The following is a 24,676-nucleotide window of genomic DNA, read 5'->3' on the forward strand; positions in this document are numbered from 1 at the left end:
CGTCCCGGCCCCTGATCTCCTCCAGGCCGAGACCGGTGGCCTCGGCGAGCGCGGGGATGCCGTCGGCCGGGTAGTTCTCCAGGGCCGTGAGGGTGTCGAAGAGGACACCGTGTCCGGCTGCCCGCTGGATGGCGGCCAGGCCCAGGTGGTGGTGCGGCAGCAGTGCGGTGAACTCGTCCTGGACGCGGGCCGCCAGAGCGGCGAGTGTCTCGTCGGGGCGGACGGTGACGCGTACGGGAATGGTGTTGACGAACAGGCCGATCATGTCCGTCACACCGGGCACCTCGGCGGGCCGGCCGGAGACGACCGTGCCGAAGACGACGTCGCGCCGTCCTGTGTGGGCGCTCAGCACCAGCCCCCAGGCAGTCTGGGTGAGGGTGCTCAGGGTCAGTTCCCGTTCCCGGGCGAACGCCGCGAGCCGGGCGGTGAGTTCCGCGTCGACCACCAGCGTGTGCTGGTCCGGGAGTTCCTGCTCGCCGGGGTCGTCGGGGACGAGCCGGGTGGGCTCGGTGATGCCCGCCAGCGCGTCGCGCCAGGCCTCGGCGGCGTTCTGCTCGTCCTGGGCGTCGAGCCACGCGCGGTGGAGCGGGTAGTCCGGCGGGGCGGGCAGCTCCAGATCCGCGTAGGCGTGCAGGAGTTCACGGACGAGGAGGGGCAACGACCAGCCGTCTAGCACCAGATGGTGTCCGGTGAGGACGAGCTCGCAGGTTTCCGAGCGGCGGACGAGCGAGGTGCGCAGCAGCGGCGGGGCGGCCAGGTCGAAGCGGCGGCGGCGTTCGTCGTCGGCCCGCCGGACGGCTCGGCGCTCCTGCTCCTTCGGCTTCCGCCGGCGCAGGTCCAGCTCGTCGAACCCCGGTTCCGCCTCCGCGTGCACGCGCTGCGTCCAGCCGTTCTCGTCGCCGGTGAACGCGGTGCGCAGGGGTGCGTGGCGGCGGACGACGGTGCGCAGCGCGGCGCGCAGACGGTCGGTGTCGAGGTTTCCGACGAGGCGGATGACGACCTGGACGTGGTAGACGTCGAGCGGGTCGCCGTCGGCGCCCGTGGACCCCGGGCCGTCGTACTGGGAGAGGAAGAGCAGCCCCTCCTGGAGCGGGGTGGGGCGGCCCCGGGCCCCGTCGTCCGGTGCGGCGGGAACGGCACGGGCCGGGGCCGCCGGGGTGGCGCGCTCGGCGACGGTGAGCAGGCCGGCGACCGTCCGGTGGCGGAAGACGTCCTGGGGGGTGAAGACGAGTCCGGCCTTGCGGGCCGCGCCGACGAGCTGGATGGACAGGATGCTGTCGCCGCCGAGGGCGAAGAAGCTGTCGTCGACGCCGATGTGCTCGGTCCGCAGGAGTTCGGCGAAGAGGGCGGCGAGCCGCAGCTCCTCGTCCGTGCGGGGTGCGGTCCGGGTCGCCGGGGAGGTGAGGCTCGGGGCCGGGAGCGCGGCGCGGTCCAGCTTGCCGTTGGCGGTGACGGGCAGGGCGGGCAGCGGGATCAGGGCGGTGGGGAGGAGGTGTGCGGGGAGCCGGGCGGCGAGGTGTTCCTCCACCCCGGCGGGCAGCGCGGAGTCGCCTCCCGTACGGGGGACGACGTAGCCGATCAGGTGGGTGGCACCGGTGGCGGTGTCCTCGTGGGCCACCACGGCGGCGGCGGCGATCTCGGGGTGGGCGTCGAGCACGGCCCGGATCTCGCCGGGCTCGACCCGCTGGCCGCGCAGCTTGATCTGGTCGTCGACCCGCCCGAGGTGCTCCAGCACCCCGTCGGCCCGCAGCCGGGCGAGGTCACCGGTGCGGTAGAGGCGGCTGCCGGGCGGGCCGTAGGGGTCGGCGACGAAGCGTGTCGCGGTGAGGGCGGCGCGGCGGTGGTAGCCGTACGCCAGTTGGGCTCCGGCGAGATACAGCTCGCCCGCCGCGCCGGGCGGGGCAGGGCGCAGCCGTGCGTCCAGGACGAGGGTGGTGGTGTTCCACACCGGGCGGCCGATGGGGATGTGTCCGGAGGCGAGGTCGGCGGCGGTGACGGGGTGGGCGGTGACGTCGACGGCGGCCTCGGTCGGCCCGTAGAGGTTGTGCAGCTCGGCGCCCGGGGCGAGTCGCAGCAGTCCCTCGGCGGCGGCCGGGGTGAGGGTTTCGCCGCTCGCGAGGACGCGGCGGAGGGTGGCGCAGTCGTCGGGTGCGGCGACGCCGGTGAAGGCGGTGAGCATCGACGGCACGAAGTGGACAGTGGTGACGCGGTGTTCGCGCAGCAGCCGGGCGAGCGCGGCCGGGTCGCGGTGGTCGTCGGGTCCCGCGGTGACGAGGGTGGCGCCGGCGAGCAGCGGCCAGAAGAGTTCCCAGACGGATACGTCGAAGGTCGCCGGGGTCTTGAGGAGGACGCGGTCGTCCCCGGTGAGCCGGTAGGTGTCCTGGGCCCAGCGGAGCCGGTTGGCGACGGCGCTGTGCGGGACACAGACGCCCTTGGGGCGGCCGGTGGAGCCGGAGGTGAAGAGGACGTAGGCGGGGTCGGCGGGGCGGGGCGTGTCGAGGACGGTGGTGAAGCGGGGCACCTCGTCGGCGGTGATGTCGAGGGTCGGCAGGTCGCCGACGGCTTCCTCGGGCAGGGGTGCGGTGGGGTCCGTGATCAGCAGGACCGCTTCCCCGTCGCGGAGTTGGGACCTGATGCGCGCGGACGGCTGGGCGGGGTCGAGCGGCAGGTAGGCGGCCCCGGCGCGCTGGACGGCGTGGACGGCGAGGACGAGTTCGGCGGAGCGGGGCAGGGCGACGGCCACGGTGTCGCCGCGTCGGACGTCGTGCTCGGTGAGGAGTCCGGCGAGCCGGTCGGCCTCGGTGTCGAACTCTCGGTAGCTCCAGCTGCGGGTTCCGTCGCGCAGGGCCTCGGCGGCCGGGGTCCGGGCGGTCTGTTCGCGCACCAGGTCGACGAGGGTGCGTCCGGGCAGCGGAGTGCCGGGGCCGGTCGAGACGGCGAGCACCGACCGTGTCTCCGCCCCGTCCAGGACGGGCACCTGGTCGACGGGCAGACCGGGGCGGTCGCAGAGCCGGTGGAGCAGGGCGGTCAGCCGGTGGGCGAGGGCGTCGACGGTCGGGCGGTCGAAGAGGGCCGTGCGGTAGTTGAGGGCGGCGCGCAGCCCGTCCGTTCCGGGCTCCTCGACGACGGCGAGGGTCAGGTCGAACTTCGCGGCGCGGGTCTCGACGAGTTCCACCTCGGCGGTGGCCGGTCCGAAGGTGTGGGTGCGGTGCGGGGCGTTCTGGTGGATCAGGGCGACCTGGAAGAGCGGGTGGCGGGAGAGGGAGCGCTGCGGGGCGAGGGCGTCGACGAGCCGTTCGAAGGGCAGGTCGCCGTGGTCGAAGGCGTCGAGGTCCACCGCTCGGACCCGGGAGAGGAGTTCGGTGAAGGTGGGGCTTTGGGAGGTGTCGGTGCGCAGCACCACGGTGTTGGCGACCAGGCCCGGCATCTCCTGGAGCGCGGGCTCGCCCCGGCCGCTGAGCAGGGTGCCGATCGGCAGGTCGTGGCCCGCACCGTGCGCGGTGAGCAGGACGGCGAGGGCGGACTGGAGCACCATGAAGAGGGTCGCGCCGTTCTCGCGGGCGATCCGGACGGCGGCCCGGTGGGTGTCGGCGGGGATGGTGAACTCCACGGAGTCCCCGTGCTCGTCGACCTCCGCCGGCCGGGGCCGGTCCAGGGGCAGGGTGATCTCCTCGGGGGCTCCGGCGAGCGCGGTGCGCCAGTAGGCCAGCAGCCCGTCCTCCCGGTCGGCGGTCGCCTCGCGCTGCCAGAGGGTGTAGTCGGCGTACTGGAGCGCGGGGGCTCCGGGCGCCGCGTGGTCCGGGTCGAGTTCGGCCGCGTACAGCTGGGCGAGGTCCCGTACGAGGGGTCCGGTGGAGGCCTCGTCGTAGGCGATGTGGTGGACGACGAGCAGCAGGGCCCGCTCGTCGCCGGGGCCGGTGAGCAGATGTGCGCGCAGCGGGGGCCGGCCGCCCAGGTCGAAGGGCTCGGCCGCGAGCCGCCGCGCCGCGTCCTCGGCGCTCTCGCCGTCCAGGAGCGCGGTCGTCAGGGGTACGGGGGCGGCCTCGGGCAGCACCTGTTGGACCGGGCGTCCCTCGTGCTCGGGGTAGCAGGTGCGCAGGATCTCGTGGCGTCGGGTGAGGGCGGCGAGGGCGCGCCCGAGGGCGTCCTCGTCGAGGGGGCCGTGCAGCCGCAGCAGCAGCGGTACGGCGTAGGTGAGCGCGGGTCCGCCGAGCCGGTGGAGGAACCACAGGCGGGCCTGGGCGGGCGACAGCGGGAGCCGTCCAGGGCGTTCGGCGGCCGGCGCGAGCGCGGGGACGCGGGCGTCCGGGGTGCGGGTGAGTCCGGTGAGCCGCGCGGCGAGGGCGGCGACGGTGGGGGCTTCGAACAGGGCCCGGACGGGGACGTCGAGACCGAGTTCGGCGCGGACGCGTCCGGCCAGGCGGGTGACCAGCAGGGAGTGGCCGCCGAGGGCGAAGAAGTCCTCGTCCACGGCGGCGGGGGCGCGTCCGAGGACCTCGCCGTAGAGCCGGGCGACGAGGTGTTCGTGGGCGGTGCGGGGGGCATGTCCGGCGGGCGGCTCCCCGGCCCCGGCGTCCGGCAGCGGCAGGGCGCTCCGGTCGAGCTTGCCGTTGGCGGTCAGCGGCAGCCGGTCGAGGGCGACGAAGGCGGTGGGCACCATGTACGCCGGCAGCCGTGCGGCACAGGCCGCGCGCAGTTCGGCGACCCGGACGCCGCCCGTCGTGTAGGCGACGAGGCCGGGCCCGGTGGGCAGGTCCTCCCGCAGGAGGACGGCGGCGGAGCGTGCTCCGCCCGGGTCGCACAGCACGGCCCCGATCTCGGCGGTCTCGATGCGGAACCCGCGCAGGGAGACCTGGCTGTCGGCCCGGCCGAGGTAGTGGAGCGTGCCGTCGCCGGTCCAGCGGGCCAGGTCGCCGCTGCGGTACATGCGTGTGCCGGGCGCGCCGAACGGGTCGGCGACGAAGCGTTCGGCGGTCAGCGGGTGACGTCCGCGGTAGCCGCGGGAGAGCCCGGCCCCGGCGACGTACAGCTCACCGGCCACGCCCGGCGGGACGGGGCGCAGGCGCCGGTCCAGCAGGTAGATCCGCAGGTCGCCGATGGCCCGGCCGACGGGGCTCACGCCCGGGACAAGGGCCCCGGGGGCGAGGTCGTGGGTGGTGACGTGCACGGTGGTCTCGGTGATCCCGTACATGTTGACCAGCCGGGGCCCTTCGAGGTTCCGGAGCCAGGGCGCGAGGCGGGCGGGGTCGAGTGCCTCACCGCCGAGGACGATCAGGCGCAGGGCGGGCGGGAGGCCGGGCGAGCCGGGGGCGGTGAGGGCCTCGGTGAGCTGGTAGCAGGCGGACGGGGTCTGGTTGAGGACGGTGACGCCCTCGTGGTGCAGCAGCTCCAGGAATTCGTCCGGGGACCGGGTGACGGTGCTGGGGACGATGACGAGGCGGCCGCCGTGGAGGAGGGCGCCCCACATCTCCCAGACGGAGAAGTCGAAGGCGTAGCTGTGGAAGAGGGTCCACACGTCGTCGGGGCCGAAGGCGTCCTCGGCGGTGGCGTCGAAGAGGCGGGCGAGGTTGCGGCCGGTGACGACGACGCCCTTGGGGCGGCCGGTGGTGCCCGAGGTGTAGACGAGGTAGGCGGCGTTGTCCTGACGCGGCGGCCCGGTGCGTTCCGCGTCGGTGACCGGGCCGTCCGGCTGCCGCCGCCAACTCCCCGCATGGGGCTCCTCGTCGAGGGCGAGTACGGGGGCGGTGCAGGTGGCGGGGGCGCTGCCGAGGGTCGCGGTGTCGGTGAGGACGAGGGCGGGGGCGGCGTCCCGGAGGGTCCAGGCGATGCGGTCGCGGGGGTGGGTGGGGTCGACGGGGACGTAGGCGGCCCCGGTCTTGGCGACGGCGAGGACCGCTTCGACGAGGGTCGTGGAGCGGGGCAGCAGCAGGGCGACCCGGTCCTCGGGGCCGACCCCGTACGACATCAGCAGACGCGCCAACGCGTTCGTGCGGGCGTCGAGTTCGGCGTACGTGACGGTGTTGCCCCGGTCGGTGAGGGCGGGGGCGTCGGGGTGGTCGGCGGCGGCGCGGGCGAACCGGTCGAGGACCGAGGGGGTGCCGCGGTGGTCGCCGGTCGGGTTCCACCGGCGCAGGAGGGTGTCCTCCTCCCCCGCGGTGAGAAGGCCGACGGAGCCGATGGGGGTGTCGGGGCGGGCGACCACGCGGGCCAGGACGGCCACCAGCCGGTCGGCGAGCGCCCGGACGGTGGTGGCGTCGAAGAGGTCGGCGCTGTAGTTGATCGCCCCGTCGATGGAGCCGTCGGCGAGGTGGTCGGTGAACCCGACGACGAGGTCGAACTTCGCGGTGTCCGTCTCCCGCAGGGTGAACGTGGCGTCGAGGCCGGGTGCGGTGAACGGGGTCGCGGTGCGGTTCTGGTACGTCAGCATCACCTGGAACAGCGGGTTGGCCGAGCCGCGTTCGGGGTTGAGCTCCTCCACCACCCGTTCGAAGGGCAGTTCGGCGTGGTCGAAGGCGTCGAGGTCCACCGCCCGGACCCGGCCGAGGAGTTCGCGGAAGGCCGGGTCGCCCGACAGGTCGGTGCGCAGGACGAGCGTGTTGACGAAGAAGCCGATCAGCTCTTCCGTGCACCGCTCGCCCCGGCCGGCGGTCGGGACGCCGAGGGGGATGTCGTCCCCGGCCCCGAGTCCGGCGAGCAGAACGCACAGTGCGGCCTGGGTCACCATGAACGGGGTCACTCCGGCGCCGGCGGCCAGGGAGCGCAGACCGGAGGCGACCTCGTGGGGGACGGCGAAGGGGACGAATCCGCCGCGTCCGGTGGGTGTTTCGGGCCGCGGTCGGTCGGCGGGCAGGTCGAGGACGGCGGGTGCGCCGCGCAGCGTCCGCCGCCAGAAGTCGGCCTGGTTCCTGAGGTGTCCGCCGTCCAGGAGGGTGAGCTGCCAGTGGGCGTAGTCCGCGTAAGCGACGCCGAGCGGCGGCAGGTCGGGAGGCCCTCCGGCGAGCCGGGCCCGGTAGGCGGCGGACAGATCGGTGAGCAGCGGTTCGACGGACCATTCGTCGGCCGCGATGTGGTGGACCAGCAGCAGGATCCTCGTACGGTCCGGTTCGGTCAGGACGGTGGCGCGGAAGGGCGGTTCGGTGGCGAGGTCGAAGGGTTCGGCGCTGAGCGCGTCGAGCAACTCCTCCGCCGCCTCGGGGCTTTGCGCGGTCCTGAAGCGGACCGGTGCGGCCCGGTCCAGGATGCGCTGGAGCGGCGCCCCGTCCGCCTCGGGGAACACGGTGCGCAGCACGGCGTGCCGTTCGGCCAGGTCGCCGACGGCGGCGGCCAGGGCGTCGCGGTCGACCTCTCCGGTGAGGGTCAGGACGAAGGGCAGGTGGTAGCCGGGGCCGGGCTGGAGGCGGCTCAGGAACCACAGGCGCGCCTGGGCGGGCGACAGCGGCAACGGTCCCTCGCGGGCGACGGGTTCGAGTGCGGGCAGTACGGTGTCCGAGGTCGCTGGCCGGGCGGCGAGCGCGGCGACGGTCGGGGTGTCGAAGACCTGCCGGACGGAGAGCGGCCGGCCGAGGACGTCGGCGGCCCGGCCCGCGAGTCGGGCGGCGAGCAGGGAGTGGCCGCCGAGGGCGAAGAAGTCGGCCTCCGCACCGACCTGTTCGAGGCCGAGGAGGTCGGCGAAGAGCGCGGCGAGCAGCTCCTCGCGCTGCCCGGCCGGTGCGCGTCCGACGGGCGCGGCGGCGGGCCGGGGCGCGGGCAGGGCGGCGCGGTCGAGCTTGCCGTTCGGTGTGAGGGGGAGGGCGTCGAGCGGCAGGCAGAGGTCCGGGACGAGGTGGCCGGGGAGCACGGCGCGCAGCTCCTCGCGGACCCGGGCGGCGGTGGCGGTCCGGGCCTCGGGGGAACCGGTGAGCCCGGTGAGGTGGGCCACCAGGCGGGGACCCGACCCCGACGGGTCCTGGTGGGCGACGACGGCCGCGTCCTCGACGGCGGGGTGGGCGCGGAGTGCCGCGGCCACCTCTCCCGGTTCGACTCGGTGGCCGCGGATCTTCACCTGGTGGTCGGCGCGGCCGACGATCTCCAGGACGCCGTCGGCGCGCAGCCGGGCGAGGTCGCCGGTGCGGTACATGCGGCTGCCGGGCGGGCCGCAGGGGTCGGCGGTGAAGCGTTCGGCGGTCTGTCCCGGGCGGCCCAGATAGCCCTGGGCCAGTCCGTCGCCGGCGAGGTAGAGCTCGCCGGTCACTCCGGCGGGCAGCGGGACCAGGCCCCGGCCGAGGACCTGGGCGCGGGTGTTCCACAGGGGCGTCCCGATGTGCGGGGCCTCGGCGTCCGTCGCGTCGAGGCGGCCCGCGGTGGACCAGATGGTGGTCTCGGTGGGTCCGTACAGGTTGACGAGGTCCGCACCGCGGGCGACGAGCCGTCGCGCGAGGTCGGGGGCGAGGGCCTCGCCCCCGACGAGGGCGAGCAGCCCGCCCACGGCGTCGGGTGCGGTGTCCAGGAGGGCCCGCCACAGGGAGGGGGTGGCTTGCATGACGGTGGGCCGGGCGGTGTCGATGAGTCCGGCGAGGAGGGCGGGGTCGCGGACCTGTTCCCGGTCGGCGAGGATCACCGTGCCACCGGTGATCAGCGGCAGGAACAGTTCGAGGACGGCGATGTCGAAGCCGACGGTGGTCACCGCGAGGAGTCGTTCGCGACCGTCGAATCCCAGGGTGTCGACCAGGCAGAGCAGGAAGTTGACGACGGCGGCCCGGGTGACGACCACGCCCTTGGGGCGGCCGGTGGAGCCCGAGGTGTGGATGACGTAGGCGGGTGTGTCGCCGTGGGCGGGCCGGGGCGCGAGCGGGGCGGCCCCGGCGGCGGCGCGCACGGTCGCGGGGTCGTCCAGGAGGAGGGCGGTGCGCGGGTCCGCGTCGAGGGTGCGGGCGGTGGTGCGGTCGGTGACCAGAAGCTCCGGTGCGGCGTCGGCCAACAGCATCCGGATCCGCTCGGCCGGGAAGCCGGGGTCGACGGGGAGATGGGCGGCCCCGGTCCGGGCCACGGCGAGCAGGGTGACGAGGAGGTCGGCGCCCCGGGGCAGGCCGACCCCGACGAGGGCGCCGGGGCCCGCCCCGCGTTCGGCCAGCAGCCGGGCCAGCCGGGCGGACCGCGCGTCGAGTTCCGCGTAGGTGATCTCGTCGGACCCGCTGACCAGGGCGGTACGGGCGGGCGTGCGGGCGGCCTGGGCGGCGCACAGCTCGGCGAGCGAGGTGGTCGGGACGGGGTGCGGCTCCGGTGCCGCGACCGTTTCGCCGGGAGCGGTGGCGATGGTGACGACGGGGCGTTCAGGGTCGGCGGTGACCTGGTCGAGGACGTGCAGGAACGCCCGGGCGAAGCGGTCGGCGGCGGCGGCGTCCCAGAGGTCGGTGCGGTATTCGAGCTGCCCGGTCGCCCCGGTCGCCGGGTCCTCGCTGATGGTGCACTGGAGGTCGAACTTGGCGGTCCCGGTCGTGACGAGGCGGGGCGGGCCACTCTGGCCGGGCAGCACGGGCCGGGGGGGAAACTCCTCACGTACGGCGAACAGCACCTGGAACAGCGGGCTCACGCCCGGAAGTCGGGGCGGGTTGACCTCGGCCACGATGCGCTCCAGGGGGAGGCGCTGGTGGGCGAGGGCGGTGAGGTCGTCGTTTCTGGTCCGCTCCAGCAGGTCCAGGAAGCTGGGCGTGCCGCGCAGACCGGTGCGCAGCGGAAGGGTGTTGATGAGGAAGCCGACGCTGTCGCGGAGTGCCTCGTCGTCGCGTCCCGCGACGGGCGTGCCGATGACGAGGTCGTCGCCGCAGCCGAGCCGGGAGAGGGTGGCGGCGAACGCGGCGTGCAGCACCATGAAGGTCGTGGTGCGGGTGCGTCGGGCCAGCACCCTGACGCGTTGGTGCAGTTCGGCGTCGATGGCGAAGCCGTGGATGCGGGCGGGGCCGCCGGTCCGGGCGGGCCGCGGCCGGGCCCACGGCAGGGTCAGCTGTTCGGGGGCTCCGCTCAACCGGGTGCGCCAGTAGTCCGCGTCCTCGTCTCCGCCCGCGGTCACGAGGTCCCGCTGCCAGAGCGTGAAGTCGACGTGGTCCACGGGCAGGCGCGGAAGGTTGGGGTCGGTGTCGCCGAGACGGGCGGTGTAGGCGACGGCGAGATCGTCGAGGAGGGGCGGCAGCGACCATTCGTCAGCGGCGCTGTGGTGCAGGACGAGCAGCAGGGTCTGCCGGACCGGCCCGCCGGTCCCCGGCTCGGCGACCTCCGGTTCGGCGCCCCCCGGTTCGGCTGCCCCCGGCTCGGCTGCCCCCGGCTCGGCAGGATCCGGTTCGACGGTGAACAGGAACGCGCGCAGAGGGGGTTCGCGCTCGACGTCGAACGGCCTGGCCGCCTCCGTCGTGACACGTTCCGCCAACCGCGCTTCCCTCACACCGACTTCTCTCAGCCCGGGTTCCGCCGCCGCGATGTCCAGCACCTGCTGCCAGGCCTCCCCGTCCTGGACGGGCAGCACGGTGCGCAGGATCTCGTGGCGCTCCGCGACGTCGCGGAGCGCGCGACGCAGCGCCGCCGGGTCGAGACGGCCCGTTATGTCGAGCGCGAGAGGAATGTTGTACGAGCCGTCCTCGCCCTGGCTGCGGGCGAGGAACCACAGCCGCCGCTGCCCGAAGGAGAGGGGCGGCCGCGCGGGCCGGGGCCGCCGGACCAACGGCGGGGCACCGGCCGCCCGGACGGGGACTCCGGCGTTCTCCGCCCGGTCCGCCTCCTCCAGGACGGCGGCCAGCCGGGCCGGGGTCGGGTGATCGAACAGGGCGCGCACGGGCAGTTCGGACCCGGTCCGGGAGCGGAGCGCGGTCACCAGCCGGGCTGCGGACAGCGAGTGTCCGCCGAGGAGGAAGAAGTCGTCGTCGGGCGAGGCTCCGCTCCGGCCGAGCACGTGGGCGAACAGGTCGCACAGCAGCGATTCGGCCCCGGCACGCGGGGCGCGCCCGGCCCCGGAGCCGGCGGAAGGCCCGACGGCGGGCAGCGCGGCCCGGTCGGTCTTGCCGTTCGGGGTCAGCGGCAGCCGCTCCAGCGCCACGAAGTGGCCGGGCACCAGGTGCTCGGGGAGCTGCTCGGCGAGCGCGCGGCGCAGCGGACCGGCCCAACGGTCGTCCCCCACCGCCCCGGCCACGGGCTCCTTGAGCGCGGTCGCGAGAACGCAGTACGCGGCGAGCGTCAGGTCTCCGCCCGGCGTGGGAACGGCGGTGACGGCGGCCCCCGCGACCGAGGGGTGCGCCAGCAGGGCGGCCTCGATCTCGCCGGGCTCCACGCGGTGGCCGCGGATCTTCACCTGGTGGTCCGCGCGGCCGAGCACCTCCAGGGTGCCGTCGTCGCGGAATCGGGCCAGGTCACCGGTCCGGTACATCCGGTCGCCGGGCGTCCCGTAGGGGTCGGCGACGAAGCGCGTCGCGGTGAGGGCGGGGCGGCCGAGGTAGCCGTCGGCGACCCCGTCCCCCGCGAGGTGCAGTTCGCCGGTCACTCCGATGGGGGCGGGGGCGAGGGTGCGGTCCAGGACGTAGGCGCGGGTGCGGCGCACGGGCCGGCCGACGTGCGGCGGTGCGCCGTCGCCGAGGACGGCGGCGGTGGACCAGATGGTGGTCTCGGTCGGCCCGTAGAGGTTGACGAGCCCGTCTGCGTGCCGGGTCAGGTGGCCCGCCAGGTCGGCGGGGAGCGGCTCTCCCCCGCTGAGCGCTCGCAGGCCGCCCAGGGCATCCGGGGCGGCGTCGGCGAGGACGCGCCAGAGCGAGGGGGTCGCCTGCATCACGGTGGGTGTGCTCGACCGGATGAGCGCGGAGAGCGCGAAGGGATCGGTCACGTCGTCGTCGGCAGCGAGCACCACGGTGGCCCCGCCGAGGAGCGGAACGAAGAGTTCGAGGGCGGCGATGTCGAAGGAGACGGTGGTGACCGCGAGCAGCCGGTCCTCGCCGGACAGGTCGAGCAGCCGGCCCATGGCGGCCAGGAGGTTGGCGAGGGCCAGGCGGGACACGACGACGCCCTTGGGGCGGCCGGTGGATCCGGAGGTGTAGATGACGTAGGCCGGGTCGCCCGGGTGGCTGTCCACCGCGTCTCCCGGGCGGGCCTTCTCCGGCGGGACGATGTCGCCGGCGGACCCGGTCACGGCCTTCGTGCCGGCCTCCGCACCCGAGTCGGGAAGTGTTCCGTCCAGGGCGACGGTGAGCCGGGGCAGACCGGCGCCCCAGGGGTGGGCCCGGTCGGTGACCAGGAGGAGGGGGCGGCTGTCCGCCAGCATGTGCCGCAGCCGGTCGGCCGGGTAGCGCGGGTCCAGCGGTACGTACGCGGCTCCCGCCGACGCCACGGCCAGCAGGGCGACCAGGAGCGCCTCGCCCCGGGGAAGGGCGACGGCGATCAGGCTGCCCCGGCCCGCCCCCCGGGCCTTCAGGGCCGCAGCCAGCAGACCGGCCCGGTCCGCCAACTCCGCGTAGGTGAGGTGACCGTCGCCGCAGCGGAGGGCCACCGCGTGCGGGGTGCGACGGGCCTGGGCAGTGAAGCCCTCGGTGAGGCCGGGGGCCGGGCCGGCTTCGGCGTCCTCGTCGGCCGGAGCGTTGAACTCCTCCAGCACCCGCAGGCGTTCGGCCTCCCCCAGGAGTCCGACGCGGGCCCCGGGGAGGCCGGGTTCCGCGCGGGAGAGCCGGTCCAGGAGGGTGGCGAAGCGGTGGAGGTGGGCGTCCAGCTCCTCGGGTCCGTACAGGTCGGGGCTGCCGTCCAGGACGAGGTCGAGGCCGGTGAGGCCGTCCGGGCCGCCCCGTCCGCCCACCGTGACGTTGAGGTCCTCGACGGCTCCGGCGGCCAGCGAGTGGACCGCGCCCGCGCAGTCGCCGAAGGCGAGGTCCGTGGCGAACGGCTTGATGTTCAGCTGGGGGCCGACGAGCCGCCGGCCGTGCCCGAACAGCTGGAGGTCGCGACGGAGCCGCTCGCCCCGGTAGCGCTGGTGGCGGCGCTGGCGGCGCAGGGTCGCGGTGACGCGGCGCAGCAGGTCGCCGACCGGCTCCCGTTCGTCGACGGTGACCCTGAGCGGCACGACGTTCACGGCGGTGACGGGGGTACGGGCGAGGACGCTGCCGGTGCGGTTGCTGACGGGGAGACCGATGACGGCTTCGGGCGTGCCGGTGAGCCGGGTCAGGTACAGCGCCCACGCGGCGGTCACGGCCTCGGGCCAGGTGGCGCGGGACCGCTGTGCGAAGGCGGCGAGCCGTTCGGCGTCGTCGGCGCCGAGGGTGCGGCGGCTGCGCAGGAAGCGGGGGGCGACGCGGGTGGGCGCGGTGCGGGCCGGGCTCGGCGGGTGCGGCCGGTCGGCCAGCAGGTCCTGCCAGAACCGGGCGTCGACGGCGTGCTGTTCGGAGTCCGTGTAGCGCCGGTCCTCCTCGACCGCGTCGCGGAGCGAGCCGAACGTCGCCGCGGGGGGTTCGGTGCCCGCGCACGCGTGGCCGTAGAGCTCGGCGACGCGTTCGGCGAGGCGGGCGTAGCCGTAGGCGTCTAGCAGGATGTGGTGGCAGCGGTGGTACCACAGCCACCGCTCGTCGCCGGTGCGCAGCAGCGCGTGCCGGTAGAGCGGGCCGTGCTCGATGTCGACCGGGGCGGAGCGCTCTTCCTCCATCCAGGCCAGGGCGGCGGCGCCCGGGTCGTCGGCGGTGCGGAGGTCGAGGACGTCGGGGCCCGCCGGAGGGATCGCGCCGGTCTCCTGGTGGACCTCGTCGCCGTCGGCGGTGAAGCCCACGGAGAGGCCGTCGGCCTCGTCGACCGCCCGGGCCACGGCAGCCGTGAACGCCCGCTCGTCCAGCGGCCCCGTCAACTCGACGTACTCCGCGGTGAGATACACGGGGTTCGCCGGGTCGATTCGCTGCGCGGACCAGAGACCGAGCTGGGCCTCGGTCAGCGGCAGGCGTTCGCGGTGGGTGCTCATGCGCATTCTCCCGGCAGGAAACCTCGGCCGGATCTCCCGGTGAGGTGGACAGGTTCGCGGGCTGGGCGTGCCGGAGGGCACGCGGACGAGACCGTCGGCGCGACGGTGTGACGGTGGGCGGCGGACGCGGGGCGGGTCAGGGGCGGGGCGGGCGCGGGCGCGCACCGGGAGCGGCCGGTGGTGCGGGCAGGTGCCCCGGTGCGGTCGCCGCTGGGGCCCGGGTCGGTCGCGGGTCAGGCGTGCGGTCTGTGGCCGTGGTGGGGGGCGAGGTCCATGACGGCTTTCGGCTGCACGACGAAGGGACGCATCATCATCATGTCCTCGTGCTCGTAGACGTGGCAGTGGTGCATGAACCGGCCGGGCGGGCCGTCGAACGTGGCTCCGACGGTGATGAGTTGGGCGGGCGCGAGCGAGATGACGTCCTTGGGTCCCCGCTCGGCCGCGGTCAGCGGGGCGCTCTCGCGCCAGCGGATCGGGGTGGTGGTGCCGGCTCCGTAGCCGCCGCCCGCCAGCTCGAAGAAGGTGAAGGAGCTGACGTCGTACACCTCGCGGCTCAGCCCCTGGAACGCGACCGAGTGGAGGTGCATCGGGTGCGGGTAGGCGCCCGCGGACTTCTCCAGGCTGAGGAATCTCCAGCGTTCGGTGGCTCCGGCGGCGACGGTGAAACGCACCGGATCCTCGAAGGTCGCGGAGACCCGCCGGAAGGTGCGCACCGCGCCGCGCTCGTCCTGGATCTGGACGATTCCGTCGATGGGGAGCTTGCCCTCGGGAGCCTCGGTCTCCTCCATCTCCCAGAGTTCGGGGTCCTTGGGGTAGACGGGAGTGACGATGACGAGCCGTTCGGGCGCGGAGGCCGGGGGCTCGACCGGGGTGAAGGAGGTCGCGAGGCGCTTCGGCGGGACGAACGTGTCGTGCCCGGCCCGCGAGGCGACGCGGAACTCCATCAGGTCGGGGCGGGCCCCCGGTTCGGGCAGGGCGTTGACGAGCCGGAGCCGTCTGCCGCGCAGGGCGGAGAAGTCCACGAGGAGGTCGGCGCGTTCACCGGGGGTGAGCGGGACGCCGCCGGTGACCGGGTCGGGCTTCGGCAGCAGACCGCTGTCCGTACCGATCAGCCGGAAGGCGTCGGCGGAGAGTTCCCCGCCCTCCTCGTCGAGGATCTTCAGGAGGTAGGGGCGGTTGTTCGAGGCGTTGAGGGCGCGGAAGCGGTACCAGCCCGCCTCCACCTCCAGGTGCGGCCAGATAACCCCGTTGACCAGGTTGAACGGCCCGGTGAAGGGGCGGACCAGTTCATAGGGGTCGTCGACGACAACGATGCCCTTGTAGAGGAGGTCGCCGGTGAACGCCCCGTCGTCGTCGAGGTCGAGGTTGCGGTCGAAGAGGACGAGCGGGATCTCCCGGTCGCCGGCCGGCAGTCGCAGCCGGCGCTCCTCGTCGTCCCGGACGAGATAGGCGCCCGCGCCGAGGCCGGTCATCACGTTGAGGTGCGTGATGTGCATGGCGTGGTCGTGGTACCAGAGTGCGGCGGCGGGCTGCTCGTTGGGATATTCGGCGAGTTGGGCGGCGCCCGGCAGGACGGCGTTCTCCGCCCAGCCGTCGTTTCCGCCGCCCGTGACGGCCCCGTGCAGGTGCACCACGGCCCACGGGGGCAGCGCGGCGACGTCCGCGCGCACCGCGGCTCCCTCCCGACCCGGCCGGTCCCACATGAGGGGCAGCTCGGGGTCGTAGGCGAACGGGACCCGGACGGCCGGCAGCGGGTAGTCGCCGGTGAGGTCGTTCTCCCACGCGACGCGGAGCCGGCTGCCGCGTCTCGCCTCGATGGTCGGTCCGACGTGCGTGCCCTCGTACGTCCACAGCCTGGTGTGCGGGAGGCTGCGGTGGAGGCGTACGCGGGCCGAGCGCATCGTGACGGTCAGCTCCCCCTTGCGTCCGCTGATCACCCGGGGCACGGGCAGCGGGTCCAGGAAGGGCACGAGGGTCTTCGCCGCCTCCACCGCGCGGGCGGCGTGCTCGGCGGCGGCCCCGGTGAGCCGGGGCCCGGCCTCCCGGGCCTCGCGGACGGCGTCGGGCAGGTCGTCGAGCGGGGTGCCGAGGGCCGCCGTCATCAGGGCCGACCGGGGCGGGGCGGTGGCGGCCGCGGCACGGCCGGATCCGCCGGGGAGGGCGAGTCCGGTGCCGAGGGCCGCCCCCGCGCCGACCACGCCGGCTCCGACGAGGAACCCCCGGCGGGCGACCAGGTCCGACAGCTTGGGGGGAGTTCTCATGTGGGATCGGCCGCCATGCTCTCTATGAGGCTCTTCGGCCGCAGATCGGTCCAGTTCCGCTCGACGTAGTCCAGGCATGCCTGGCGGGTGTCCTCCGGATGGGCCACGGTCCATCCGGCGGGCACCTCGGCGAACGCGGGCCACAAGGAGTGCTGCCCTTCGTCGTTGACGAGCACCAGGTAGGCGCCGTCCTCGTCCTCGAACGGATTGGTCACCGCATCCTCCATTTACTTAGGTAAGGCTACCTTTACTTGATCGCTAGCGACCCTACCCACCTGTTCTGCGGTTGACTCACCGAATCCCTCAACTCGCTCGGTCCACATCGGTTTTGATGGCCTGAAATCACTGCCCCGGACGCCGAGACCTCCAGGGCGCCCTCTCACGCGGTACCGGTGCCGCGCCGCTTGAACAACACCCATCCCAGGTACGCACCGCCCAGTACGGCGGTGGTGACGCCCACCGGCAGGAGGTTGTTGCGCTGGGACTCCTCCACGACGTGGACCCATCCGACCTGGCGGTCGGCCCACACCAGGGCGGAGAAGAACTGGCTGGAAGCAAGGTGCGCGGCCGAGAGCAGTCCGGCGCCCACCGCCCCGGCCGAGGCCAGACTGACGCCCGGGCTGCGACTGACCATGGCGGCGATCTGCGGGGCGGCCAGGGCGATGAACGGGATGGGCCCGGCGCTCGCCACCGCCACCCCGCACAGCCCGATCCCCAGCACCGTCAGGGCGAGCCGCGAGCGGTTCACCCGGACGCCCAGACCGGTGGCGAGATCGTCGCCGAGCTCCATCATCCGCAGCCGCCTGCCGAACAGCAGCACCGGCGGCAGGAGGAGCACCAGGGCGACGGCCATGATCTGCACGGAGCTCCAGCCCCGCCCGTTGAGCGTCCCCACGAGCCAGATGTGCGCGTTCTGGGCGTCGTTGAGGGAGGATCGCGTCAGCAGATAGGAGTTGACCGATCCGAGCATCGCGGTCACGCCGAGGCCGATCAGGACCAGCCGGATGCCGTGCAGCCCTCCCCTGCTCGCCAGGACCGAGACCAGCAGTGCGGTGACCAGACCTCCCACGATCGCTCCGGCGGCCACCGAGGCGGCGGCGCCCCCGAACGTCACAATCACCAGGATGGCGCCGGTCGCCGCCCCGCTGTTGAAGCCGATGACGTCGGGGCTGGCGAGCGCGTTGCGCGACACGCTCTGGAAGATCGCGCCGCTCATGCCGAGCGCGGCGCCGACCAGGATCGCCAGCAGGGCCTGGGGCAAGCGCTCCTGGTTGACGAAGTGGACGGCCAGCCGGTCCCCCGTCCCGTAGAACAGGGCGCGCGCCACGTCGGGCACCGGCACCGGGTAGGAGCCGACGCCCAGGCTGACCAGCAGCAGGAGCGCCGCGAGCAGCAGGGCGCAGCCGCTCACCAGGACCGTACGTCGGTGCATCCGGAAGCTGACCCGTCCGGACCACCACCGCACCGGCCGAGCGGTGTCCGACGCACCGCCGCCCGCGTCGGACACCGGACGGACCTCCGTCGCCGTCACAGCGAAGCCTCCTTGCGCCGGCAGACCATCGCGATGAACACCGGAGCGCCGATCACCGCTGTCACGGCGCCGACCTCCAACTCGTCGCCGGGCAGGGCCACTCGGCCGATGATGTCCGAGACCAGCAGGAGCACCGGCGCCAGCACCATCGAGTACGGCAGCACCCAGCGCAGATCGGGCCCGGTCAGCCAGCGCGCGACCAGCGGAACGACCAGGCCCACGAAGCCGATCGGCCCGGCGGCGGCCGTCGAGGCCCCGCAGAGCAGCGTCACGGCGATCACCGCGGCGATCCGGGTCCGGGCGATCCGGGCCCCGAGCGCCCGGCCCAGCTCCTCGCCGAGGGCAAGGGAGTTCAGCGGGCGGGCCAGCAGCAGGGCGATCACCAGGCCGACGGCCACGAACGGCAGCAACTGCACGACGAGTTCGGGTTCCCGGCCGGCGAGCGATCCGACCATCCAGAACCGCAGGTAGTCGTAGGTCGCGGAGTCGAAGACGGTGAGCCCGGCGATGACACCGCTCAGGCTCGCGCTCACGGCGGCCCCGGCCAGCGCGAGGCGTACGGGCGTGGGCCCGGCTCTTCCCGAGGCGCCGAGCACGTACACGATCACGGTGGTGAGCGCCGCGCCGACGAAGGAGAACCACACCAGCGAACCGAAGCCGGCCAGGCCGACGACGCCGATGCCGAACACCACCGCCGCCGAGGCCCCCGCGTTGACGCCGAGGAGACCGGGGTCGGCCAGGGGGTTGCGGGTGACGGCCTGCATGACCGCTCCTGCCACACCGAGCGCCGCGCCGGTCATCAGGCCGACGAGCGTGCGCGGCAGGCGGAGTTGGCGGATCACGTCGGTGGCGTAGGTGCCGTCGTCGTTCCAGAGGGCGGTCCACACCTGTCCGAGCGTGGTGTCCTTGGTGCCGATCCAGGTGCTCAGCACGACAAGGAGCAGGAGCAGTCCGGTGAGGACGAGGAGGCCGCCGCCGCGCAGGGCGGACCGGACGGCGGTGGGTTCCGGCTGCGGCTTCCGGGCGGCGGACCGGCGGCCGAGAGCGGTGGGCGGCGCGGTCACGTCGGCGTCCCGCCCGTCCGGAGAGGCCGATGGGGGCTCTCGCGTAACGCCTGCGGCGCGTGAGGCCCCCAGATCCCAGAGCCGAACATAACCACCCGCATGATGCAGCCTTCCGTCGCGTCCGCTGTCATCGCGGCGGCGCAGCATGCCACCAACCGGTTTGTCCCACCAGCTGGTTGACTGGTCCGAGCGAAACGGAACCCCCGCGAAGTAAGGCTGACCTTACCCAAGACGGCGTCGACTGAGGAGCCCGGTCGGGCGAGGCGGCGGGGTGGCCGCCACGGCCGGACCCGTGGCACGGAGCGCCCGGTCAGAGCCCGAGGTCGCTCAGACGGGCCTCGTAGCGGATGGTGAGGTCCTCGGAGTCGCCGGCCGGGTTGTCCCAGAGGGACTCCAGCTCGGAGCGCACGGCGTCGGGCAGCGCCTCGTACCGCTCGGACCAGGTGTCGGAGTTCGGTATCCAGTAGCCGACGACCTTGAAGCGGTCCGCCGGGAGCCCGAGGTCGCGACGGAGGTAACGACGCACCGAGCGCAGGGCGTTCGTCTCCCCCGCGACCCAGACGTATCCGCCCGCGAGGTCGGTGCCGGGCGGGACGGCGGCGGCCACCAGGTCGGCCAGACGGCTCGGGCCGTGACCGTTTCCGCCGTAGGTCCAGGTGACCTTGGAGTCGGAGGGTTCCCGCAGGGGAAGCACGGCCGAGGGCGCGGGCGCCTCCAGCACCACCCGGGTCCTGATGTGGTCCGGCGTGTTCTCCAGCAGACGGGCCGCCGCGGGCAGGCCGGTCTGGTCGGCGACCAGCACCTGCCAGGAGAGATCGGCCGGCGGACTGTAGAGGCCTGTGGGGTCGTTGACGCCCACGACGTCCCCGGGGCGCGCCTCGGCGGCCCAGCCGGACGCCACACCGCCCTCGTGCAGCACGAAGTCGATGTCGAGCTCGCCCGCCTCCGGTCGCGCGGCGCGGATCGTGTAGGTGCGCATCGGTGCGACGGGCTGCCCCTCCGGGGTTTCCCATCCGCCCTGCTCGGTCGTCCGGGGCAGGGAGACGTGGGTGCGGTCCGGGCCGTGCGGAAGGAAGATCCGTACGTACTCGTCACCGACCCCGGTGGTCGTGAAGCCCGCCAGGCCTTCCCCGTGGAGAGTGACCCGGGTCATGGTCCCGGTGAGCGACTGCACCCGGGCGACGACGGCTCGGTGGATCGTCATGGACTCTGCCCCTTCGTACGCGTGGTCGGCCTGAGCACCTCGCCCGCCGGGACGAGAGAACCGAATTGACTTAGGTCAGCCTAACCTTCCATCCGTGGCGATTCGATACGGCATCGGTCAACGGCCGGGCGCATGTCTGACATGTCGACCGTCATGACGTCGCCGACCCTTCTCACGGGCGCGGTGCGGCGGGCGCACGGGGCTCACGGATCGGGCCGGGCGGTGTGCGTCCCAGGGGTGTCTAGCATGACGGGATGAGTCGACTGCCGAACCCCGACGCCCGGCGTTCCGTACTCCGCCTGCTGGGCGGCGCCCTCGTGTCCGTACCGCTCGCCGCCTGTGGCACGGCAGCCGACTCCCCTGCGCCCTCACCCGCCGGGAAACCGGCCGGTTCGCCCTCGGCCGCGGCGCGGGACGCCGGGCGCGCCTTCGCGGCGCTGGAGAGGGAGTACACGGCGCGGCTCGGCGTGTACGCCGTCGACACCGGAACCGGGCACACGGTCGCCCACCGTGACGGGGAGCGGTTCGCCTACGCCTCCACGTTCAAGGCGCTCGCCGCGGGGGCCGTGCTCCGCGAGCACGGGCTGGGCGGGCTGGAGCGGGTCGTGACGTACCGCCGTGAGGATCTGGTCGACCACTCCCCCGTCACCGAGAAGCACGTGGCCACCGGAATGAGCCTGGGCGATCTGTGCGACGCCGCCGTGCGCTTCAGCGACAACACCGCGGGCAATCTCCTGTTCGACGCGGTCGGCGGGCCCAGGAAGCTGCAGACGGTGCTCGCGGAACTGGGGGACGGCGTGACCCGGATGGAGCGGCGTGAGACCGAGCTGAACGAGTGGACTCCCGGCGCCACCCGCGACACCAGCACGCCCCGGGCCCTGGCCGAGGACCTGCGGGCGTTCGTCCTGGGCGACGCCCTCGGCGAGCCCGAACGCGCCCGGCTCACCCAGTGGCTCACCACCAACACCACCGGCGGCGAACTGATCCGGGCGGGAGTCCCGAAGGGGTGGACCGTCGGCGACAAGACCGGGGCGGGCAGTACGTACGGCACGCGCAACGACATCGCCGTGGTGTGGCCGCCGAACGCCGCTCCGCTGGTGCTGGCGGTCCTCTCCAACCGAACGGACGCGGACGCCGACTACGACAACGCGCTGATCGCGAAGGCAGCGTCCGCGGCCGTCTCCGCCCTGACCCGGTAGACGTCTCCGCCCTGTCCCGGCAGCAGGGCACGGGCAACAGGACACGGGCGACGGACACTGCCCGGAGAGCGGCTCAGGACTCGTCGAGCACGGCGTCGATCTCGCCGAGGAAGTCGTCCAGGTCGCCGGGGTTCCTGGAGGTGATCAGCGGCCAGCCGGCCGCGTCGTCGCGGACCACCGGCTTGTCGACCCAGGTGCCGCCCGCGTTGGTGATGTCGGTCCGCAGCGACGCGTACGAGGTCAGCGTCTTTCCCCGGACGTAGCCGCCCTCGACCAGTGCCCACGGCCCGTGGCAGATGGCGGCCACCGGCCGTCCGGAAGCGGCGAACGAGCTGACGATCCGGGTGGTGGCGTCCTCCAGGCGCAGCGAGTCGGCGTTCAGCGTCCCGCCCGGGACCAGCAGCAGGTCGTACGCGGCGGGGTCGACGTCGTCGAGCGTGAGGTCGGGCCGCACGGTCTCGCCCGGATCGCGGTCGCCGACGAGGGTGCGGATCCCGTCGGCGGAGACCGCCGCCACGCTGACCCGTGCCCCGTGCCCGCGCAGGTGTTTGACGGGGACGACGAGTTCGTCCTGCTCGACCCCGTAGTTGGTGACGATGGCCAGGATCCGGCGGTCGTCGAGAGCGGTGGAGGACATGGGCTGCTCCGTTCCTTCGGTGTCGTCGGTGTCGTCGGTGTCGTTCGTCCGTCGCCGTTCCTACGGTCGTGGTCGTCGGGGTTGGTCCCGTAGGTCGTCTCGGCCGGGTGGTGCCGGCGCGGGCCGCTCATCCGGCCGTGATCCGGACGCATTCGGCGACGGTGTCACGCAGGCTCCCGGTCCGCGCCAGGGTCTCGCGCTGGATCCGTGCCCCGTTCCCTCTCCGGTCCACGGCGGCCAGGGCCTGCTCCGCGGCCTCCAGGTCCCCACTGTCCTCCAGGGCGTCCCGCACATGGTCCAGCAGGGCCCGCAGGACGTCGGGGGCGGGCTCCGGACGCAGGGTACGGGGGTGGACCAGCCGGTCCTCCAGACCTGAGCGGCCCGCCTGCCAGGACGCCACACGCAGCAGGGACGTGCTGACATCCGGAGGCGGCTCACCGGCCCGCCACTGGCGTGCGGCCGTTTCCACCAGCCCTCGTACCAGCGTGGCCAGCAGCACGGTGTCGGCCGGATCCAGGCAGACGTCCGCGATCCTGACCTCCACGGTGGGGTAGCGGTGCGAGAGGCGCGCGTCGAAGTAGACCATCCCCTCGTCCCGGAGCACCCCGGTGCCGACCAGGGACCGCACCCGGGCGTGGTACGCCTCCGCGGAGCCGTGGACGTCCACCGGGCCGGCCGACGGCCACCGCCCCCACACCTGGCTCCGGTAGCTGCTGTACCTGCTGTCCTGCCCCTGCCAGAAAGGGGAATTGGCGCTCAGGGCGAGCAGGACGGGCAGCCAGCAGCGCATCCGGTCGAGCACGGCGACGCCCTCTTCTTCCGAGGCCACCGAGACATGGACGTGGCAGCCGCAGGTCAGCTGTTCCTGGGCGGTCAGCCCGAAGCGCTCGGCCAGCCACCGGTGGCGCTCCCCCGTGCCGATGGTCGGGCTGACCGGGAGCGGTGAGGTCGCCAGGGCCACGACCGACGTCCCGGCGTCCGTGGCGTGCCGTCGCGCCTCGGTACGCCACCGGTGGACCGAGGCGGCGAGTTCACCCATGTCGGCGCAGGGGTGCGTGGAGAACTCCACCTGCTGGCGGTGCAGTTCCGACTCGAAGGCCGACTCCCCGACCGCTTCCTTCTCGGCGATCGCCAGCACCGCCGAGGACAGGGCGCGTGCTTCTCCGCTCGCCGGATCGACCAGCAGCAGTTCTTCCTCGACACCCACCGTGCGGGCCACGGCACCCTCCCCTTCCACGGTCGAGGGCCCTCAGGCGGACAGGACGGAGTCGTCCTCGGGCCGGGCGCCGGGCAACTGGTGGCGGGCGGCGGCCAGCGCGCTGTCGACGTCGCCCGTGCCGGTCGACACGCACAGCGTGTACGCCACGTCGTCCATGCGCTGCCGGGCCTCCTCGCCGCCGCTCTCCGCGTGCAGCACACGCAGCGCCTCGTACTGCTCGATCAGGTTGCGCAGCACCGTGGGGTGGGCCATCAGCATGCGGGTCATCCTTCCGCCGAAATCGTCGGGTGGCGTTCTGCGCCCGGGTGGGGCACCGCCCCGGGTTACCCGCATACGGGCGAGCCACACACGGAGCGAGCGTCCGCCGCTCCGTGCCGCGCCCCAGGCCGGTGGCCGGAGCTCCAATATGGCCGGACGGCATGGCCGCCGCATCTTCTCCGCCCGCTCCCGGCAGTGTCCCGGGCCGGGCCGTGTGTCCCGGGCCTCGTCGGATGCGGGGACTGCTTCGCCCGGCAGCGGGTACCCACCAGGGCACACCGCCCCTTCCCCGGTCGCACCGGGGCAGTACGGAAGGAAGCTCTCATGACCGACCGCAGGCCGGAAGGCACCGCCTACACCGGGGCTTCCGGCAGCCCGCCCCCCGTCCCGGCGGACATGCAGGACCAGCAGACGCAGGAGGGCGAGGACGCTCTCGACATCCCGGTGCCGGACCGGGTGGCCCGCGAGGGCGGACAGCCCGACCTGGACGAGGCCGGCGCCGGCCGGAACGCGCCACGCAACGCGGGCGCGCACCCCGAAAGGCATCCGACCCCGGACGAGTCGTCGGGCTAGCCGCGGGCCGGCCGTGGCGCCTCACCACGGGACGCACATGACGGTGCCCCGGCCGGAAGGCCGGGGCACCGTCATGTGCGTCCCGTCATGTGCGTTCAGTGGTGAGCGCGCGCGCTGCTCGACGCGCCGCCGAACAGCCTGGCCAGGGCCCGGAAGGGCAGCGTGACCACGGTGGCGATGGCTCCCGCGATGGAGCGGAGTACGTCTGCGATGGCCTTCAGCATGGTGGGTCGCCCTCCATTTCCCGCCCGGACCTTCCGGAAGTTCCGGAACGATCGGTGCGAGAGCCACCGCGTACCCGGTACACGCCGTCCCAACCGGAGAGTCGCCCGACAGGCATCCGACCAGCCCGCGGGAAAGCCACGTACGCCCGGAACGCCCCGAAGCCCCGGAGCGCGGCTGCGCTCCGGGGCTCCGGGGTCGGTCAACCCGGATCAGGCGGTGGTGATGTTCTCCGCCTGCGGGCCCTTCTGGCCCTGGGTGATGTCGAAGGTCACCGCCTGGCCCTCCTGGAGCTCACGGAAGCCGGTGGAGTTGATGTTGGAGTAGTGCGCGAAGACGTCGGGACCGCCGCCGTCCTGCGCGATGAAGCCGAAGCCCTTTTCCGAGTTGAACCACTTGACGGTTCCGCTGGCCATGCCCGTACCTCTCAGCAGTAAACGGATCCGCACCGCGCGGACCCGGAGGTGATCGCCCTGGTTCTCAGGCACTGCACAGCAAAACGCCCGCGCCAGGCGCGGGCAGGTACTGCGAACCACGACATCTTCCGGCGACGCTACACGGCG

General features: G+C 74.0%; 13 protein-coding genes (1 of these 13 running past the window's edge). 2 read left to right on the top strand and 11 right to left on the bottom strand.

What is annotated here, in order from left to right; all coding sequences use genetic code 11:
• From ACIRJT_RS04965 to ACIRJT_RS04990, 6 genes are all read right to left on the bottom strand, one after another.
• Positions 1-13,945 carry the 5' portion of an amino acid adenylation domain-containing protein gene (locus tag ACIRJT_RS04965; protein ID WP_403904638.1) on the bottom strand. The gene continues 3,587 nt to the left of window position 1, outside the view, so only the first 13,945 of its 17,532 coding nucleotides appear in the window; its start codon is at positions 13,943-13,945; its stop codon lies beyond the left edge, outside the window.
• Positions 13,946-14,178: 233 nt separating this feature from the next.
• On the bottom strand, positions 14,179-16,206 hold the full coding sequence (locus ACIRJT_RS04970) for a multicopper oxidase family protein (RefSeq protein ID WP_403904641.1): 2,028 nt from the start codon (positions 16,204-16,206) through the stop codon (positions 14,179-14,181).
• Positions 16,203-16,421, bottom strand: a complete 219-nt coding sequence (locus ACIRJT_RS04975) for an MbtH family protein (RefSeq protein ID WP_007458086.1) — start codon at positions 16,419-16,421, stop codon at positions 16,203-16,205. Before ACIRJT_RS04975 ends, ACIRJT_RS04970 begins: the two co-directional genes overlap by 4 nt.
• Before the next feature lie 164 nt (positions 16,422-16,585).
• Positions 16,586-17,737 (bottom strand): FecCD family ABC transporter permease, encoded by a 1,152-nt coding sequence (locus ACIRJT_RS04980; RefSeq protein ID WP_403904645.1) that lies wholly within the window; start codon positions 17,735-17,737, stop codon positions 16,586-16,588.
• Positions 17,734-18,801 (bottom strand): FecCD family ABC transporter permease, encoded by a 1,068-nt coding sequence (locus ACIRJT_RS04985; protein ID WP_403904648.1) that lies wholly within the window; start codon positions 18,799-18,801, stop codon positions 17,734-17,736. Before ACIRJT_RS04985 ends, ACIRJT_RS04980 begins: the two co-directional genes overlap by 4 nt.
• A 310-nt stretch (positions 18,802-19,111) precedes the next feature.
• On the bottom strand, positions 19,112-20,005 hold the full coding sequence (locus ACIRJT_RS04990) for a siderophore-interacting protein (RefSeq protein WP_403904651.1): 894 nt from the start codon (positions 20,003-20,005) through the stop codon (positions 19,112-19,114).
• A 254-nt stretch (positions 20,006-20,259) separates the two neighbouring features.
• Between ACIRJT_RS04990 and bla the strand changes: the two genes are divergently transcribed.
• Positions 20,260-21,204, top strand: a complete 945-nt coding sequence (bla, locus tag ACIRJT_RS04995; RefSeq protein WP_403904654.1) for a class A beta-lactamase — start codon at positions 20,260-20,262, stop codon at positions 21,202-21,204.
• Between the two features lie 73 nt (positions 21,205-21,277).
• Here bla and ACIRJT_RS05000 read toward each other — a convergent pair whose 3' ends face one another.
• The 3 genes from ACIRJT_RS05000 to ACIRJT_RS05010 all read right to left on the bottom strand — a co-directional run bounded on the left by ACIRJT_RS05000 (position 21,278) and on the right by ACIRJT_RS05010 (position 23,318).
• A complete protein-coding gene (locus tag ACIRJT_RS05000; protein WP_403904657.1) occupies positions 21,278-21,841 on the bottom strand; it encodes a DJ-1/PfpI/YhbO family deglycase/protease in 564 nt (187 codons plus the stop codon).
• A gap of 127 nt (positions 21,842-21,968) precedes the next feature.
• Positions 21,969-23,060, bottom strand: coding sequence for a glutamate--cysteine ligase (locus tag ACIRJT_RS05005; protein WP_403904659.1), 1,092 nt, complete (start codon positions 23,058-23,060; stop codon positions 21,969-21,971).
• A gap of 30 nt (positions 23,061-23,090) precedes the next feature.
• A complete protein-coding gene (locus tag ACIRJT_RS05010) occupies positions 23,091-23,318 on the bottom strand; it encodes a DUF5133 domain-containing protein (RefSeq protein ID WP_403904662.1) in 228 nt (75 codons plus the stop codon).
• A gap of 324 nt (positions 23,319-23,642) precedes the next feature.
• On the opposite strand from ACIRJT_RS05010, the gene ACIRJT_RS05015 reads away from it, so the two are divergent.
• Positions 23,643-23,891 (top strand): hypothetical protein, encoded by a 249-nt coding sequence (locus ACIRJT_RS05015; protein ID WP_403904664.1) that lies wholly within the window; start codon positions 23,643-23,645, stop codon positions 23,889-23,891.
• Between the two features lie 95 nt (positions 23,892-23,986).
• Here the strand turns inward: ACIRJT_RS05015 and ACIRJT_RS05020 are convergent, their stop codons facing one another.
• Complete coding sequence (locus tag ACIRJT_RS05020; protein WP_403904666.1) at positions 23,987-24,115, bottom strand: LPFR motif small protein; 129 nt, start codon at positions 24,113-24,115, stop codon at positions 23,987-23,989.
• A gap of 210 nt (positions 24,116-24,325) precedes the next feature.
• Complete coding sequence (locus ACIRJT_RS05025; protein WP_003964323.1) at positions 24,326-24,529, bottom strand: cold-shock protein; 204 nt, start codon at positions 24,527-24,529, stop codon at positions 24,326-24,328.
• Between the last annotated feature and the right edge of the window lie 147 nt (positions 24,530-24,676).

Origin of the sequence: Streptomyces sp. NPDC102283 (genome assembly GCF_044766265.1) — a bacterium.
In the GTDB taxonomy this organism is placed as follows: domain Bacteria; phylum Actinomycetota; class Actinomycetes; order Streptomycetales; family Streptomycetaceae; genus Streptomyces.

Bases quoted from the DNA above. Each gene is read 5' to 3' on its own strand.
- ACIRJT_RS05015 (WP_403904664.1), top strand. From the start codon at position 23,643: ATGACCGACCGCAGGCCGGAAGGCACCGCCTACACCGGGGCTTCCGGC.
- ACIRJT_RS05010 (WP_403904662.1), bottom strand. From the start codon at position 23,318: ATGCTGATGGCCCACCCCACGGTGCTGCGCAACCTGATCGAGCAGTAC.
- ACIRJT_RS05020 (WP_403904666.1), bottom strand. From the start codon at position 24,115: ATGCTGAAGGCCATCGCAGACGTACTCCGCTCCATCGCGGGAGCCATC.
- ACIRJT_RS05025 (WP_003964323.1), bottom strand. From the start codon at position 24,529: ATGGCCAGCGGAACCGTCAAGTGGTTCAACTCGGAAAAGGGCTTCGGC.
- ACIRJT_RS05000 (WP_403904657.1), bottom strand. From the start codon at position 21,841: ATGTCCTCCACCGCTCTCGACGACCGCCGGATCCTGGCCATCGTCACC.
- bla (WP_403904654.1), top strand. From the start codon at position 20,260: ATGAGTCGACTGCCGAACCCCGACGCCCGGCGTTCCGTACTCCGCCTG.
- ACIRJT_RS04970 (WP_403904641.1), bottom strand. From the start codon at position 16,206: ATGAGAACTCCCCCCAAGCTGTCGGACCTGGTCGCCCGCCGGGGGTTC.
- ACIRJT_RS04990 (WP_403904651.1), bottom strand. From the start codon at position 20,005: ATGACGATCCACCGAGCCGTCGTCGCCCGGGTGCAGTCGCTCACCGGG.